Source organism: Paenibacillus sp. FSL R10-2736 (assembly GCF_038000245.1).
Lineage (GTDB): Bacteria > Bacillota > Bacilli > Paenibacillales > Paenibacillaceae > Paenibacillus_AQ > Paenibacillus_AQ phytohabitans.
Window position 1 is genome coordinate 4,478,709 of sequence record NZ_JBBOBN010000001.1, and the last position, 15,981, is coordinate 4,494,689.

Sequence of the window (15,981 nt, forward strand, 5' to 3'; positions counted from 1 at the left end):
AAGACTAGCGCCGGATATCTGTATGAAAGTTTGCTTTCACAGCAGAAACCAGCCACAGGAATAGCGGAATTCCGATCATATTCACAGGCAGCACATAACGGATCCATACCCCCTTCAGCAGCAGCCCGGCCGGAGGATTCAGAATGATCACCAGCATGGTGAGGATGAACGAGACTGCGGCTACGATCAGGGATATTTTTTTCCAGCTGCCGGTCTTGCCGGTCCACTGGGCCACGCCATAGCTGGTAATGAACATATAGATGGACAGCTTGACGAATATGCAGACCAGCCACACCGCCATCACAAATATATCCATATTCTGAATGAATTCCATCAGATAGACCAGCTTGACCATCTCAAAAAAAGGAAATTGCAGCCGTCCGCTTACAGCCGGACCGAAGGTCATAATGACCCACAATACGCCAAACAGCAGCATTACCGAGGATAAGGCCACTCCCAGCAGCACCGCCTTACGGGTTCCTTTGCCGGGATGCTCCACAAAGGGAAACAGCATCATCAGCAGAACGGATTCGCCCAGCAGCGAGACAGGCGCCAGAGCACCTTGCATAATAGGCCCGGGTCCGGTATCTGCATATACGGGCAGCAGCATCGGCGCATTGAGATTATTGATGGTGAGCGCAAAGGTGAGCGCAAGAATAATCATCAGAATCGGCCCCCACAGCTCACTGACCCTGCCGATGGCTTCAATGCCTCCATGATAGACCGTGTATATAACCACGCCCAGCATCGTTCCGATGACTACCCAGGCAGGTGTTTTATAGAGGACACTCAAGCGTATGAACAAGAATTCATCGCGCAGAATGAGACTGATCACCCAGAACCATTGGAGAATGAACGGAATGACAATCAGCTTGCCGCCCCATTTTCCCAGAATAGTCACACTGTACTCTATCAAGGTCTGCCGGGGATACCGGGAGCTGAGCTTGGACGCAACATAGGTAATGACCAGACCCGCGCCTCCAGCCAGAACATAGGAGATCCAGGCGTCCTGCTTGGCATAAAGAATTGTTGCTGTCATCGAAATCAGCAGGTTGATCCCGATTTCCAGCATCATGATCATCCAGAACAGCTGCCGGTTGTTGATCTTCATTTCCCTTCACCGCCGTCTCTCGTTGGCAGCAGCGATTGTCCTGTCAGGCCTGTTCCGGTGAGGTCCAGCTTAACCGTAATGTCCATATCAATATCCGGAAAGATCGTGTCCCAATCTGCACCAAGCTTCTTCCACTGATAAGGATGGCGGTGATGAATCGTATCTCCGAATCCGAAGATATCGCATTTGAAATCCTTCTGCACTTTGGTTAAGACTTTCTTAATCCTTGCTTCAAGGTATTGATTCATCCGGGCTTCGACCTTTTGCACATTGTCCGGCCTCGAGAGGTTCAGCGGTGAATTATTCTCTTCAATGAACCCCTTTCCCTCCAGCAGAATCCGGAATTTCGGCAGAGCTCCGGTCATAACCGGCGTAATCTGACTCTTGAAGGTGTCCACATTAATGCTCACGGTCTTGCCCCTGGTTGCTCCAGAGAGGGCATCCGCTGCCGCTCCCCCCGGCTTGTCGGCATCAATAGAGTTGATAATTGTAGTGAAATTCCGGAAGGCCAGCCGGTTCGTAATCCAGAGCCTGACCCAGAATTCATCATAATTCAGATATCCCGCCAGCTTCAGCTTCTCATTAAAAACAGCCGCCCCGTATAAGCTTAAGGTCGTCTGCGGCGGGCTGTCCTCCGGTGTCTTCTTGTCCGTATTTACTTCCGGAGTTTCAATCGAGAGTGCAGGCATGACGCCGCAACCGGTGCCATTGGCCATGATGAAGAAGTCCAGCAGTGAGCGGCTGATCGGTGCCCCGCTTTTCTCCTGAATCTTCTGCACGGCAATTGCCGGATTGGCTTCAAGCTGATAAGCAATGCTCATCGCCTCCTGCGCAGTCCCGCCCTTGACAACAAAAATATTCGACCGCGGGCGGACCATCGGGCTTCGGCCATACTCGTCCATGATGGAGAAGACCCCCTTCTCCGCCAGCTTCTCCCCGATAAAGATATTCCGCCGGTGTCCCGGAAACAGTACCCGCGAAAGCTTTCTCTGCATATTCTGTTCGGCATCCCTGTTGTTCTTGCCGAAGGCACTTTCGGTCATGAACCCGGATGTGCTGCTCTGTCCTCCGCTTTCCTGACCGCCTGATTTGGATACCAGCGGCAGCACAAGATTGGCCGTAGCCAGATATTCTCCGTTCTCCATCAAGTCCATGCCCCAGCCCAGGACAATCGCCTGGTCGTTCAATTCCTGACGGTCCCAGCAGCCGGTCAGAATCAGGGATAAGGCGAGGAATACAGAGCTTATTCTCCTGAACATATGCCCCCGTCCCTTCCTGCCGGTTATTTGGTGCGTTTGGGGAACCGCTCAGTCTTGCCATTGGCCAGCCATGGCATCAGCCTGCGCATCTTATATTTGGGTGCACGTACAAGCACATCATTCAGATTCTCCATAGACAGCGGCGCATAAGGCGCCATATAAGGTATCCCAAACGGCTTCAGCGTCACCATATGCACCGAAAGCATAATCAGAAACAATACAATTCCATAGAAGCCGAGAATTCCGGCGGCAATGAGCAGAGGAAACCGGAGCATCCGGTAGGCAGCTCCCAGGTTATACAGCGGAAAAGCAAATGAAGCGATCCCCGTCAGAGACACAATGATTACCATGGGTGTAGATATGATTCCCGCAGCTACTACCGCTTGTCCAATAACAAGGGCTCCGGCAATACTCACCGCAGGCCCTACCTGCTGGGGCAGCCTGATCCCTGCTTCACGCAGACCCTCGAAGATAAACTCCATAATCAGAGCCTCAAACACTGCCGGAAGTGGAACGCCTTCTCTGGCAAAGGCAATACTTACCACGAGCGGTGTAGGCACGACCTGCAGATGGTAAGTGGTCAATGCCACGTAAAGGGAAGGCAATAAAAGTGAAGTATGGACGAAGGTATATCTGATCCAGCGCACAAAGGAGGCATACATAAATCTGTCGGTATAATCATCTACAGCCTGCAGCCCGGACCAATAGGTCATTGGAACGATGAGCACAAACGGCGTGTTGTCCGTAATAATAATAACCTTGCCTTCCAGCAGGCTGGAGACCGCCACATCGGGCCGCTCTGTATTCTGAATCTGCGGAAAAGGCGAGAACACGTTATCCTCAATGTATTCTTCGATATTGCTGGAATGAATGATCCCGTCAATTTGGATTTTTTGCAGACGGGCTCTAACTTCCTTGATCAGGCTCTCCTTGACGATACCCTCCATATAGCCGATTACAATATCCGTTTCCGTGATACTGCCGAGTGTCATACTTTCCAGCTTCAGCTTGGAGGAGCGGATACGCCGCCGGAGGAGGGAGGTATTGGTCCGCAGCGTTTCCATGAATGCATCACGCGGGCCGCGGACAACCTTCTCCGAAGTAGCCTCCTCAATCGAACGTTTCTCCATCTTGATCAGGCTGGCCACCATCGCAAAAGCGTTGCCCTCTGTGAAAATAACCGTCTCCCCGCGCAGAACGGCCTGGATGACTTCCTTCGTATCATAGACTATGCGGATTTGCAGCGTCGGAATAAAGACCTCTTTCAGCTCTGCCTCTCTGCCTTCATTAACCTTAGTGCTTCTGCGGAAATGCTCCAGCAGCGGCTGCAGCACAAATTCATCCACGGCATGCGTATCGCACATCCCGTCCACATAGATCAGTGTTGCCCGGTTGGTCCCGTCAATGCTGCAATTCCGGTACATAATATCAGAGCAGCCCAGAAACTCCAGCTCCATCCGTTCTACGTTGAACGCAAGATCCGGATATAATCTCTCTGGCTCATTATGCTCTTTGGCTGTTTGTTGTTGTTCCATGCGGCATCCATCCCCCTCCTGTTGGTATTTGCTGGAGGGGACGAAATTATGCATAGATTCAGGACATTCACCGGTTAAGCCAGCTCAGTCCCAATCCCCATTTCTCTCGCCTTTTTAACATAATGCACCGCCACAGCGATATCAAAAACAGCCATGCCCATCGGACAGAAGAGGATTGGATCATCGGCGGCGAATGTACTGAGACTGCGGCGGCAGACGACATCGGCAAGCGTCTGTGTTCCGGAACGGGTCAGCCCCTGTTCCAGGTGAAGCTGCTCGATATCCGTATTCTCCCGGCATACCTCCTCCCAGTCGTCGACGATGATCGCTTTCAGTGAAGCCAGCGCCTCCGGCTTGTAATCACGCAGTGAAACATTCAGCAGCAGCATGCCTTTTGCGGGGGGAATATCAATATACCGGTGATCGGACACTGTACAGGTGATAAGAATATTAGAATGCAAGTAGACATCCGCCCACGTCTCTGCCACTTCCATCCGCTCCATGTATGGAGATGGAATTCCTGACAAGTCTGCTCCCCGTATATCGTAGATACGGACCCGTTCAATCCGGTCTCCGAACAGAGCCATAGCCATCTGACAATGATATTGCCCGATAGGCCCCCAGCCGATAATGCCAAGCTGAATCTGATCCATTGAACGGCTCTGCAGCACATGACGGATCATCAGCCCGCTGACAGAAGCCGTTCTGACGATGCTGGGAAGCGGTGAGTTCAGAATAGCTGAGGGCTGGCCCGTACCCTGGTCATTTAATACGATGATACTATGCGCACGCGGGAGACCCGACCTGATATTGTCAGGGAAGCTGGAAATCCATTTGATCCCGGCTGTATTGACATTCCCCCCGGCATAAGCCGGCATGGCAATGATCCGGTTACGGGGATTCTTGTACCTCAGGTAGGGCTTTACCGGCTGCACATAATCACCGGCATGGATGAGGTGCACCGCAGCTTCTGCTGATTCTGCAAGTGCAGCCCAATTCAGGCCCAGTGCCCGCAGATCCTGGTCATTTAAGTACAGCAACCTGTCTCCTCCTTATGCGTTCAAGTTAGGAACTCTTCATCTGCTGGCGGCAGCTGCTGTCCGAACTGGCTCTGAACCCAGGAATCCGAGAATACCGTATCGAGATAACGTTCACCCTTATCATGCAGAATAGCGGCGCAGACAGCTCCGGGAGGGAGCTGCTGCTTCATCTGCCGGATGGCCGCAAGAACTGCCCCGGAGGACGCTCCGGCCAGAACCGATTCCTTCCGCGCAAGCGCCCGGCAGCCCTGAACCATATCGGAATCGGTAACATGCACAATATGGTCAATCAGATCTGTTCTGCAAAAAGGCGGCACAATACCGGCACCAAGGCCGGGGAATCGCCGTTTCTCCTGATCGCCGCCAAAAATTGCGCTGCCCGCTGCATCAACAGCCACAATCCGGGTCTGCAGCCCGTTGTCCTTCACGTATTCTGCAAGCCCGCGGATCGTCCCGCATGTACTGACAGCGCAGAACAGATAATCCACCTGTCCAAGCTCAGCCACGATCTCTTTCATGGTTGTATGATAATGGGACAGATAATTATTGGGGTTCGCATACTGGTTCGGCCAGTAGCTGCCCGGTACCTCCGCGAGCAGCTGCTGCACTCGCTTCAGTCTGGCCGGCAGAAATTCCCCTGTTTCGGGATCGGGACAGGCAACATAATCGATGGTTGCGTCCAGGGACTTCAGAATCTGAAGATTCACCTCTGTCGTCCTGGAATCCACAACGCTGATGAAGCTCATCCCCAGATATTTGCAGATCATAGCCAGGCTGATCGCCATATTTCCCGAACTTGATTCAATGATGACTGTACCCGGCCCGATGAGCCCTTCCTTCCAAGCCTCCCGGATCATCCACAGTGCCGGACGGTCTTTCGCGCTTCCTCCCGGGTTCATCAGCTCCAGCTTCGCGTAGACGCTGAACCCGCCTCGCGGAAACAGATGGTCCAGCCTGATCAATGGCGTCCTGCCGATGGCCGACAAGATACCGGTGTCCAGGTTCAGCTCTGCCCTGTCATTGACTCCATCCTTCTGATAATACAGCTTCTTGTTCTTCACCTGTCCGGTCTGGAGCTTCCCGCCGTCTGCTGCCAGAATGACCTCGATATCGTCAAGCAGATGATTGCGGATCATCAGACCGATTTCCGGAATGCATTCCCTGATTTCTTCCCTGATCGCCGGAACTGCGGATGGAACCGCAGATCTGCTCTGGATATACACAGTTAATGCATTATTGCTGACCTGGACCCGGATCATTGCATCCTGGAGATGACGGTAGACCACCTGTTCAATATCGTAGATGCTGATCTTCTCCCCGTGCTTCAGCTCGCGGCCCACCCGTTTGACGATGGACCCGAAGCTCTGCTTCTTCGTCCCGTCTATCTTCACTGTCCTGAAATCCCTTACGACATCGTAGGTGACAAAACGGATGGCGGGCAGCAGCCTGCGGACAGTTGAGGTAAGCACCAGGATACCTTCGCCAACTCCCAGAGGGTCCAGCCCTTCCCCTAATGCCTCAGTTCCGATGGCTTCCGCAACAATTCCGTCAGCAAAGATATACCGGCCCAGATCATGCGAATAGTACGCGATGGTGCCCATTTCAATAGACCCGTACGTATCGGTAATGTCCTGCGGCTCAAGGCCGAACAGCCGGGCCATATTCTGCTGCCACTCCACTGTAGCGATCTCACCAACCAGAATGATCTTGCGGATTCCGAGCGAACGCGGATCTTCAGCAGCATATACGATATGGTCCAGGATAGAGGGCATCGTATACAGCAGGTCGGGCTTAAATGCCTGAATCCGCCCGATATGCTGCTCTATCGGCAGCTCGAAGGGGATTGAGCTGCTGACAAGTCCCAGCCGTTCGAAAATGGCCAGCGCCGTATTCGCAGCATGTCCGGTTCCCATATCGGCCAGCGCCCTTGTACATCCGCTGCCTGCAATCAACTCACCGAACAGCTTTGTTTTGATATTGATATAATGGGCGTCATCTTCTTCTGAGTAGACTATAGCCTTGCGCCGGCCTGTACTTGTACCCGATGTCCGGTATACGGCGAGTGAAGCATCGGGTGAGCTGCTATAATAATGGGTTTCAAGAATGTCCGCGGTCATCAGGGGAAGGTTCTGCAGACTGTAATTCATAGTCTCACTGCTGCTAATAAGCCCCTTGTACCAGGGAAACTGCCCGATGACTTCAAGTACTTTATCCCGCCAATTGTCCATCAGCATCATGGATGCCTCCTGCTCCGGCTGCATGCCGCAGCCTCTTGGATTCACACCTTCAATAACATATGTAGCAATCTCCCGGTGTGTTCTGCCCATCACGTCTGCCCAATCAAAAGCCCGCTCTCTGCCGTACTATGGCCTATAAGAAGCTACCGGACGGAGGGTTACGATGAAGAAGCAGATCAGCCGTATTTCCAATAAACTGACGAAGACAAGAGTACTGGCGGAGAAGCCGGAATTAAAGAGGCATATCCCGGACACACGAAGAATGAGCCGGAGTGTTCTGCATGCAATGCTGCAGAAATACCAGATGGTATATATTAAGCCCTGCTGCGGCTCACTTGGCGAGGGGGTTATCCGGGTTGAACAGAGGACACCTGCAAGCCGGGGCAGCTCTGGCGGGAGAGATTCTGTCGTGACGCAAAAATGCACCTACCGCTATCAGGCAGGTACACGGGTGAGCACATTCGCTGATTATGACAAGGCATATCAAGCAATCATGGAGGAGACCGGAGGGAAATCCTATTTAGTACAGAAGGGCATCCGTCTTCTGACATACGGCGGGCGGCCGTTTGATATCCGCGTAATGGTGCAGCGCAATCCTCAGGGAAAGTGGGAAGCTACAGGAGCGGCAGGACGCGTCGCGCATCCGCAGAAGGTGGTTACGAATGGTAGTCAGGGCGGAACCATATATCCGGTCGAGGAACTGCTTGGCGTTCACACCAGCCTGAAGAAGCACAGCGCTCTGATTACGCAAATGAACGAACTTGGCGTGAAGTCTGCCATTCAGTTAAGCACTGCCTATCCGGCGCTGAATGAAATCGGCGTAGATTTTGCCTTAGACCGGCGGCTTAGCCCATGGATTCTGGAAGTGAATACCGCTCCCGACCCCTGCCCGTTCACCAAACTGAAGGACACCCGTATGCTTGACCAAATGATCAGATACGCCAAAGCCTACGGCCGCACCTATAATCTGAAGTGCATGAAGGCAAAGCGGGGGATTGTGTGAAGTGCATGGAGACTAGTTGGACGCTGTCACGCATGACCGTAAATACCGCTAATGCAGAAGTGATCCTGTGGATAATGACCCGCAATATCGGCATCGCCGGTCTAAGATTGATTATTTGGTGAAATGCTGAAAGACCGTGATGATGACTCACGGTCTTCCTTTCTGTTCAGACAGAACTTATGCATAATATGCACACGCATAGCCAGTCTGTATTTTCATTAGAACCTTAGCGCTCTTTAGGGTGTTAAGCCTTGTAAAACTTGATTCAAGATAATCTTAACAACTGTGCCCTTACCCCACACACTTGTAATGGAAATCACACCCTCGTGACTCTCAATAATTTTGTAGCTGACCATTAAGCCTAACCCCATACTATTCTGTTTCGTAGAATATATGGAAGCTCCCAGGTTAACTAACTTATCCTCAGGTATACCGGACCCATTATCACTAAAAATAATGTTTACTGATTCATCGCCATCGATCCTTACCTTAATCAACATATCCCCGCCAGCAGGCATTGCCTCAATACCATTTCTAATAATGTTGCTAAATACAATTTTTAGCTGATTGGGAACACATTTGACGAAGAGTACCGGATCGGCAAATTTCGTTATCATATCTACATTGAAGATCGTTGCCTGTGGTTCATACATGGAGATGACTTCCTTCAATATTTGGACTACATCGTTTGATTCGAAATTCTGCTTTTGCGGACTAGCCAGGACTAGTAATTCATCCGTTATGGCTTCGATTTTCCCGAGCTTCGAAGTTGAGGTATCCGTATCATGAATCTCCTGTTCGATGCCTGCTGCCAAAAGGCCTATAACCGAGAGCATCTCCGTGGAATGTAATAATTCCAGCTTGTTTTTCTGCTCCGTAAAATCTTCAGACATTCTTGCATTCTTAAATTCCGTAATATCAATTAACGTAACTGCGATTCCTTGATAGCGGGAATCATATGCTGAATAGGGTAATAGAATAATACTGAACCATTTACCATTTGAATTCATGATTTCTTTTTTGACGCTTTCACCCGAAAAAAGAACTTTCATTGCGTCTGCCATCAGTTCGTCATATTGTAAATTATGTTTGATATCGCCGATGGAACGGCCTATGTCCATGTCTGCCAAATTTATTTCTTTGCTAACTGCAGGTGTGAATTTACGTACAGTCATCTTTTCATCCAGAAAAATAGCAGCGATATTGGTGTTGTTTAAAAAGTTTGACATATCATTATTAGAATCGGTTAATTCCTGAATTTTAGTCTGATATTCTTGATTTACAACCATCAATTCTTCGTTACCCGACTGTAACTCTTCATTCGTGCTTTGCAGTTCCTCATTGGAAACAATCAATGCTTCGTTGACCAATCCCAGCTCTTCGTTAGAGGTTTCCAATTCTTCGTTGTACACCTCTAATTTAGCATTCGCAGTATGCAGCAATTCTCTCGCATGAACCAATTCTTGATCCAGGTCCTGAATATGCTCCTTGTCATGTAATGCCGGAAACTGATGATTTTGTATCAAGTCTGCATCTGTTCCATCCTCGCTCAGGACTTCTTTCTGTTCAGCAGCATCTTCAAAAAAGAGAATCATCAATTTGTCATCTATCGAATCAATTGAAAAAGACTTTGCTCTCAAATGAATGGAGTGTCCTTTATAGCTATCCTTAATGGCTACATCTCTATAAATAATTTCCTTAAGCTCTTTTCTCGCTTTTTGAAGCAAACTCCCAATAACAACCCCCAAATATTCAGGAACCAGTTTAAACACATTCAGTGTCGGTTTACCCTTAGGGAAGACTAAATATTGATTGGCATTCCCATTGATATGAACGATATCGTTGCTGCTATCAAGGATAATGCAAGCAGTCACGTATTCTTCGATCAGCTTGGTATACACCGTTTCCAGTTTAAGAACCCGTTCCGCTTCCTTTAATCTTACAATCACATTATTCTTGTGACTCATTTTCTTATCATTCACACGTTCTCTGATACCAGAGAAACCCACTGCAGACAACGAATCACTTATCTTATGGTGGTATATATTCCATCTATTATCCTGAGGTATAAATAGATTGGTTAATTTGCCCAAAGTTTCACTTGGACCCAAAAAGAGATACCCGTCTGATTTCAATGAAAAGTGAAACAGGGAAATCACTTTTTTTTGAACAGGCTGTTGCAAATAAATCAACAGATTACGGCATAAAATTAGATCTAGCTGGGTAAAGGGTGGATCACTAACCAAATTGTGCTGAGCAAAAATGACCATTTGCCTAATTTCTTTATTTACTTTGTACTCATTTCCTTGGCGGGTAAAATAAGCATCCAAGTATTCCTCTGACACGTTCTTAGAAATGATTTCTGAATATACTCCTTTGCTGGCGAATTGAATAGAATCCTTGTCCAAATCGGTGGCAAAAATGGTCACATCAAAAGTTTCTTCAATGTCCTCCATATATTTTCTAATCAAAATGGCTATGGAGTACACTTCTTCTCCGGTAGAACAACCAGCAACCCACACCCTTATTTGCTTGTCTGCACCACATTGCTCAAAGATGGTAGGCAATACCTTATCTGCAAGAATAGCAAAGGCAGCCGGATCACGGAAAAATTGCGTCACTCCAATTAATAAATCTTTCTGCAAGGCAGTGACCTCATTGGAATGATTAAATAAATATTGATTGTATTCCTTAAGGTATTGAAATTCTCTAATACCCATCCGTCTTTGAATACGGCGCATAATACTTGCCTGTTTATAAACAGAGAAATCTACACCTGTAGACTTCTTCAGGATCGCAAATAATGTACTTAGTTCTTCAGCAATCGATTGTTTGGTCTGATTCATATAAAAATCAATATATTCAACAATATGTTCCGGCATTTCCTCCGGAGTAAGAAAATAATCGGTCTGATCAATTTCAATATCACTTCCGGTCAAGCGAACAGGATTTGTCATATCCGTTTCTTCAACTATGATTAGCCCATTAGCTTTTGAAATACTATCGATACCAAGCATACCGTCTCTACCCTCATTTGAAAAAAGGATAGCTATCGTATTGCTTCCAAGAATTCCCGTAAGTCCATTTAAAAATCGATCAGCCGATAAGTCATTGCCTTTATTAGCAGTAACGCCTGTTAAAGTTATTATTCTTGATTGAAAGCTAATATCATGATGGGGAGGTAACAAATAAATACAATCCTCATGGATCTCCATTTGATCCGCTGCATGAAAAATCTTCATATGGGTATGTTTAGAGAGCTCTTCTAATGGAAATAACTCCGACTTGGCAGACTCGTGTTGAGCAATGATAAAAGTCAGTCCATGGAGACTATCCAGATGATCCAGAAATTGCTTCAGCCCATCCAACTTTTCGGGTGAAGCTACAATGCCAACTATGCTAAATTCTTTGATTCGTTCATAGTCCGAATTATTCTGATAGTTTATCAGTTTTTCCATTAGACATAATCATTATCCTTCCCCTTAAATCTATAATACGAATTAATAAGCTTATGTTCTTCCACTTCACCAACGATTACCAATATAGTACCACAAAAAATTATGTCAAATTCAGCATAGTCCTATTAATTTATAGATTGAGCTTGTGGTTTTTCTATTTGGAATTGGCCGAGTTGGCCTTTAATGAAATGAGGAAATAAACTAAACTTTTTTCAATATCCATTAAATCATAGAGCTGCTTGTTCGTTAATGAATCGCGCAAATGACTCTCTATTTTTAGACGTTGCTTGTTAGCAGCTTTAATTTATCTATATACAGGGTTGAAATTGAAAGTATTCACCTAAGGGTTATTCGACTGGCTGCAAACCGTAACAATGTAATCCTTGTCTATGATGGGGTCTCTTTATTCAGTCATTTAATAGTTAGTTCAAGCTCCTCATAACGCTATCTTTCTTCATAAATTTCCTTTAATCTAATAATATTATGATGCTATAAGGATACAGGTGCTGACGATGAAGCCAATGGAATACGGATTCAGCGAGAATCCGATGTTTAAAGCAAACGGATATAAACCGCCCGATTTACACAAATGGGGACCGGGCGTCCGCGATGTGTATGCTCTGCATTATATTGTAAGCGGGAGAGGCTATTTGAAGACATGCCAGACAACCTTCCTGTTGCAGACCGGCGAGAGCTTCATTATTTTTCCGCATATGGAGGTGTACTATTACCCTGATCCGCAGGACCCCTGGGAGTACTTCTGGATTGAATTCAACGGGACTGAGGCCTCCCGTCTGTTGTCGATGATTCATATTTCACCGGAGCATCCGGTTGTAACGGCCCCTCCGCAGGATATAGAACCCTTGTATCACAAGATCAAGGCCACCGGCATAGAGCCATATGAACGGGAACGTTCGGAGGCAGGGCTGCATTTGTTATTGTCCTATTACATGGAGTATTACCCCAGTGAACAAGCATATCTCAAAAAGGACTATGTCTCTTCCGCAAAAGAATATATAGAAACCAACTTTTGGAATTCCTCCTTATCGGTTCTGGATGTAGTGGGATTCGTCAAAATTGAGCGCAGCTATTTGTTCCGGCTGTTCAAGAAAGAAACGGGCACCTCTATTTCCGGTTATCTGACCGCATTCAGGATTCGGCGTGCCTGTGCATTATTGGCCGATTCACAGTTATCTATAAAGTCTTTATCCTATTCCGTCGGCTACCATGACCCGCTGTATTTCTCAAAGGTCTTCAAAAAAGCAACTTCATACACTCCGTCGCAATATAGAGATTCATTCAGCGGGGCCCTCCCTAACTCCGCAGGGAGTTGAAGATACGCCAAAAAAAACGCAAGCCTCCCGGAGTAGAAGGCTTGCGTTGCTCTATTGTGAGACATGGGATTATTCAGAATTTATCAATCTTGTACCAGAACAGCGGCAGCGGGAACCAGCCTGTAGGCGCATCCACTGCCATGTAACGGCTGTGTTGTGACAGCAGAAGCGTCTGAGCCTGCAGCCTGTCAAGGACCACAACTCCCGGCCGGGCAGACCGCTCGACGCTCACGCCCTCTTCGTCCACCCGCGCCGTCACCGGCTGTCCGTCCATCACTGCGGAGAATTCACCCGGGACCAGACCTGTGGTCTTGAGCTTCAGCGTCAGATAAGCCTTCAGGACATTGGCGAAATCCAGAATATGATACATATCCGAGTTCTCGGTCACAAAGTCTTCGGCAATACCGCCAAGAGCCTTATTCAGCTGAATCTCATATTCCGGCGCGTACGTCGTTATTCGCCCTGCTCTGCTATAGGCCATGTATGCCTTAAGCGTCCGCAGAATATCGTCCGCTTTCTCCAGCGCGAATTCAGCTATATCATCGCCCGCTTCGTTGACAACCAGATAGCCGATCAGCTTATCCTGATCCAGAACGCCAAGTGCCTTTTGACAGAGTGTGCTGAAAATCAGCGGTAATTGCTCTAAGCTACGTTCAACATAAGCAAGCCGCGAGGTGTTCAGGTTATGCGCAAATTCTGCTCCCCCTTCAATCTCAAACAGCGGACTGAAGGATATTCCAGTGTCATCCACCCCTCTTAAGCCATGGCGCACATTGGCTTCTGCCACAGTATACTTGAACTTGACACCGCCAAGCGTGAAGCCGAAATACTCATATCTCTGCCGCTGCCCATATAATACAACCATATCGCATGTACCCCGCAGCTCTTCAAGCCACAGATTCATAAGCGCTTTCATATGCCCTTCGCCGCGCGCGCGCGGATGGACCGATACGGTACCCAGATAGCCGGTCCGCAATATATCCTCACCTACCCTTAGAGACTCGGGGAACACAGCCACCAGTGCGCGCAGCCTGCCCTGCTCATCCTCAGCAACCTTATGCATGGCCGAAGAATCTACACTTTTGTCATAAGCCTTGGGCATCAGGATTTCAAAATCAAAGCGGAATGCCAGGTTGGCCAAATCTATGTATTCCTCGCGCTCATGCGGAGCTGCCGTTCTGTATTTAACCATTTGTCCCATCCATCCTTTCCTTACCACTTTACACTCTCTCGCTATATAGATAAACATAAAGCAGCGGAGGTAACGCGTTTTAACGGAACAACACACATTTCCCCGACTCCCTGAAGTACTTGATCAGCCGCTCAATCGGCTCGCGCCCGCATTTGAGCTGCTCGCCAAGACAATCGATACACAGGAAATCCTGGGCATTGCGCGTGACCAGCTTCAGGTAAATCGCCACATCATCCGTCATCAGGGGAACACCGCATTGTCTGCATGTTCTATTCATGTTCACGCCCTTCTCTTCTCTACACCAATTTAGCCCGCACAATCAGACAATCATGGGCTGCAACGACCGGAGCATATCTTTCTCTGAATACGCCAAGCTCTTTATGCTCCCAGCAGTCATACAGGGACAGCGATTTGCCGGAGGCATACGGGATTCCGAAATCCCAGAATTGCAGCGACATCTCTCTCTGTCCATCGCTCAGGTTGAAGAAGCCGATCGCAAGGTCTCCGTCCGACAATACTTTGACCAGCATGAATACATCATCTGCATGGAACCATTGGGGTTCCGGCTTGATGCGGTAAGCCCCGCGGCTCTCCACATCCTGATTGATCGCGATCAGATCCGGGTTCAGCAGAATATTCCTGGTAGCCTCGTTGGCCTTGCGGATATCGCTGCCAATCATCAGCGGAGAACCCAGCAGGCCCCATAGTGAGAAGTGGGTCTTGTACTCCACATCCGTGCAGCCTCCGATCTGACTGCCGATGAAGTCGCTGTTGCTGCCTCCGTACATGCCGACTACCAGCATATCCAGATCGTTATGGCAGTAGGCGCCGGTGTACGCTGCTTTATCCAGCTGCGACAGAGCCAGGGTCTTGATGGATTCCCAGCTGTCCTGGATATCTCCGGTAGAACGGTACATATGCGCGCCGGATTCACGAATCCACTGATAGACGTTGTCCTCGCCCCAGTTGCACGCGGAGAACAGAATGTCTCTTCCGCAGTTTTTAAGCGCCAAGCTCATCCGCTTGTACAGCAGCTCTCCCGACATATGTCTGGGCTTGAAGCAATAGTCATACTTAAGAAAATCCACGCCCCATTCGGCCAGGGATTCCGCATCCTGGAATTCATGCTCGAAGCTCCCCGGATACCCGGCGCAGGTATGTGTGCCTACACAAGAGTACATGCCGAACTTCAGTCCCTTGGAATGAATATAATCTGCAAGCGCCTTCATTCCGCTCGGGAATTTGACCGGATCGGCGACCAGCTTACCATCCTTGTCCCGTTCTTTCAGGCTCCAGCAGTCGTCGATGACAATGTAATCATATCCCGCATCCTTGTAGCCGTCTGCCACCAGAGTATCGGCGGCTTCCCGGATCAGTTGCTCGTTAATATCCCAAGTGAAGGTGTTCCATGAATTCCAGCCCATAGGAGGCGTCAAGCCGAGCTGTTGTTGTTTGTCCATGATCAGTATTCATCCTTTCGCATCTTTCCAAATGTAGGTACCAGAGTAAATGCTGTATTCTTTATGTATTTAATCACACACGGTCCTTGTAATCTATAGCTTGACGTTGCTTTCATATCGACGTATGTTGCTTTTCTTAAGCATGGAAATCAACGGATTGCAGAACAGGCTGACCGGAAAATGAGCCGCTTAGTGTGCTCTGGGGCAGGCGTAGGTGCGGTGTGTTCTTCTGGGTAGTGGGGGTGTAGGTGCGATATGTTCTTCTGAGTAGTCGGGGTGTAGGGCGATAGGTTCTTCTGAGTAGTGGGGTGTAGGGGTGATAGGTTCTTCTGGGTAGTGGCACACAGGGGCG

At 48.6% G+C, this 15,981-nt stretch carries 11 protein-coding genes and 1 pseudogene; 2 read left to right on the plus strand and 10 right to left on the minus strand.

Features of this window, described 5'->3' with window-relative positions; translation table 11 throughout:
* Nucleotides 1-4: 4 nt before the first annotated feature.
* The 5 genes from NSQ73_RS19635 to sbnA all read right to left on the minus strand — a co-directional run bounded on the left by NSQ73_RS19635 (nt 5) and on the right by sbnA (nt 7,272).
* On the minus strand, nt 5-1,111 hold the full coding sequence (locus NSQ73_RS19635; RefSeq protein ID WP_340987798.1) for a GerAB/ArcD/ProY family transporter: 1,107 nt from the start codon (nt 1,109-1,111) through the stop codon (nt 5-7).
* Nucleotides 1,108-2,370 (minus strand): Ger(x)C family spore germination protein, encoded by a 1,263-nt coding sequence (locus NSQ73_RS19640; protein WP_340987799.1) that lies wholly within the window; start codon nt 2,368-2,370, stop codon nt 1,108-1,110. The genes NSQ73_RS19635 and NSQ73_RS19640 overlap by 4 nt, the downstream gene beginning before the upstream one ends.
* A 23-nt stretch (nt 2,371-2,393) precedes the next feature.
* Entirely contained in the window at nt 2,394-3,905 is a 1,512-nt protein-coding gene (locus NSQ73_RS19645; protein ID WP_340946674.1) for a spore germination protein, read from the minus strand.
* Nucleotides 3,906-3,979: 74 nt separating this feature from the next.
* Nucleotides 3,980-4,945 (minus strand): 2,3-diaminopropionate biosynthesis protein SbnB, encoded by a 966-nt coding sequence (locus NSQ73_RS19650; protein WP_340987801.1) that lies wholly within the window; start codon nt 4,943-4,945, stop codon nt 3,980-3,982.
* 20 nt (nt 4,946-4,965) lie between these two features.
* Complete coding sequence (sbnA, locus tag NSQ73_RS19655; RefSeq protein ID WP_340987802.1) at nt 4,966-7,272, minus strand: 2,3-diaminopropionate biosynthesis protein SbnA; 2,307 nt, start codon at nt 7,270-7,272, stop codon at nt 4,966-4,968.
* Between the two features lie 73 nt (nt 7,273-7,345).
* On the opposite strand from sbnA, the gene NSQ73_RS19660 reads away from it, so the two are divergent.
* Nucleotides 7,346-8,185, plus strand: a complete 840-nt coding sequence (locus tag NSQ73_RS19660) for a YheC/YheD family protein (RefSeq protein WP_340987804.1) — start codon at nt 7,346-7,348, stop codon at nt 8,183-8,185.
* Between the two features lie 236 nt (nt 8,186-8,421).
* Here NSQ73_RS19660 and NSQ73_RS19665 read toward each other — a convergent pair whose 3' ends face one another.
* Entirely contained in the window at nt 8,422-11,643 is a 3,222-nt protein-coding gene (locus NSQ73_RS19665) for a CheR family methyltransferase (RefSeq protein WP_340987805.1), read from the minus strand.
* A 172-nt stretch (nt 11,644-11,815) separates the two neighbouring features.
* Nucleotides 11,816-11,935, minus strand: a pseudogene (locus tag NSQ73_RS34990) (magnesium transporter CorA family protein); the annotation flags it as partial.
* Between the two features lie 220 nt (nt 11,936-12,155).
* Between NSQ73_RS34990 and NSQ73_RS19670 the strand changes: the two are divergent.
* Nucleotides 12,156-12,977: an AraC family transcriptional regulator gene (locus tag NSQ73_RS19670; RefSeq protein ID WP_340987806.1), complete on the plus strand. Its 822-nt coding sequence runs from the start codon at nt 12,156-12,158 to the stop codon at nt 12,975-12,977.
* Between the two features lie 73 nt (nt 12,978-13,050).
* On the opposite strand, the gene NSQ73_RS19675 is transcribed toward NSQ73_RS19670, so the two are convergent.
* From NSQ73_RS19675 to NSQ73_RS19685, 3 genes are all read right to left on the minus strand, one after another.
* Nucleotides 13,051-14,169: a GNAT family N-acetyltransferase gene (locus NSQ73_RS19675; RefSeq protein ID WP_340987807.1), complete on the minus strand. Its 1,119-nt coding sequence runs from the start codon at nt 14,167-14,169 to the stop codon at nt 13,051-13,053.
* A gap of 79 nt (nt 14,170-14,248) precedes the next feature.
* Nucleotides 14,249-14,446 (minus strand): hypothetical protein, encoded by a 198-nt coding sequence (locus NSQ73_RS19680; RefSeq protein ID WP_042135931.1) that lies wholly within the window; start codon nt 14,444-14,446, stop codon nt 14,249-14,251.
* A 19-nt stretch (nt 14,447-14,465) separates the two neighbouring features.
* Complete coding sequence (locus tag NSQ73_RS19685; protein WP_340987809.1) at nt 14,466-15,629, minus strand: glycoside hydrolase family 27 protein; 1,164 nt, start codon at nt 15,627-15,629, stop codon at nt 14,466-14,468.
* Between the last annotated feature and the right edge of the window lie 352 nt (nt 15,630-15,981).

Excerpts from the sequence above, each read along its gene's own strand:
- NSQ73_RS19640 (WP_340987799.1), bottom strand. The coding sequence starts at position 2,370 with ATGTTCAGGAGAATAAGCTCTGTATTCCTCGCCTTATCCCTGATTCTG.
- NSQ73_RS19660 (WP_340987804.1), top strand. The coding sequence starts at position 7,346 with ATGAAGAAGCAGATCAGCCGTATTTCCAATAAACTGACGAAGACAAGA.
- NSQ73_RS19665 (WP_340987805.1), bottom strand. The coding sequence starts at position 11,643 with ATGGAAAAACTGATAAACTATCAGAATAATTCGGACTATGAACGAATC.
- NSQ73_RS19635 (WP_340987798.1), bottom strand. The coding sequence starts at position 1,111 with ATGAAGATCAACAACCGGCAGCTGTTCTGGATGATCATGATGCTGGAA.
- sbnA (WP_340987802.1), bottom strand. The coding sequence starts at position 7,272 with ATGGGCAGAACACACCGGGAGATTGCTACATATGTTATTGAAGGTGTG.
- NSQ73_RS19680 (WP_042135931.1), bottom strand. The coding sequence starts at position 14,446 with ATGAATAGAACATGCAGACAATGCGGTGTTCCCCTGATGACGGATGAT.
- NSQ73_RS19685 (WP_340987809.1), bottom strand. The coding sequence starts at position 15,629 with ATGGACAAACAACAACAGCTCGGCTTGACGCCTCCTATGGGCTGGAAT.
- NSQ73_RS19645 (WP_340946674.1), bottom strand. The coding sequence starts at position 3,905 with ATGGAACAACAACAAACAGCCAAAGAGCATAATGAGCCAGAGAGATTA.
- NSQ73_RS19670 (WP_340987806.1), top strand. The coding sequence starts at position 12,156 with ATGAAGCCAATGGAATACGGATTCAGCGAGAATCCGATGTTTAAAGCA.
- NSQ73_RS19675 (WP_340987807.1), bottom strand. The coding sequence starts at position 14,169 with ATGGTTAAATACAGAACGGCAGCTCCGCATGAGCGCGAGGAATACATA.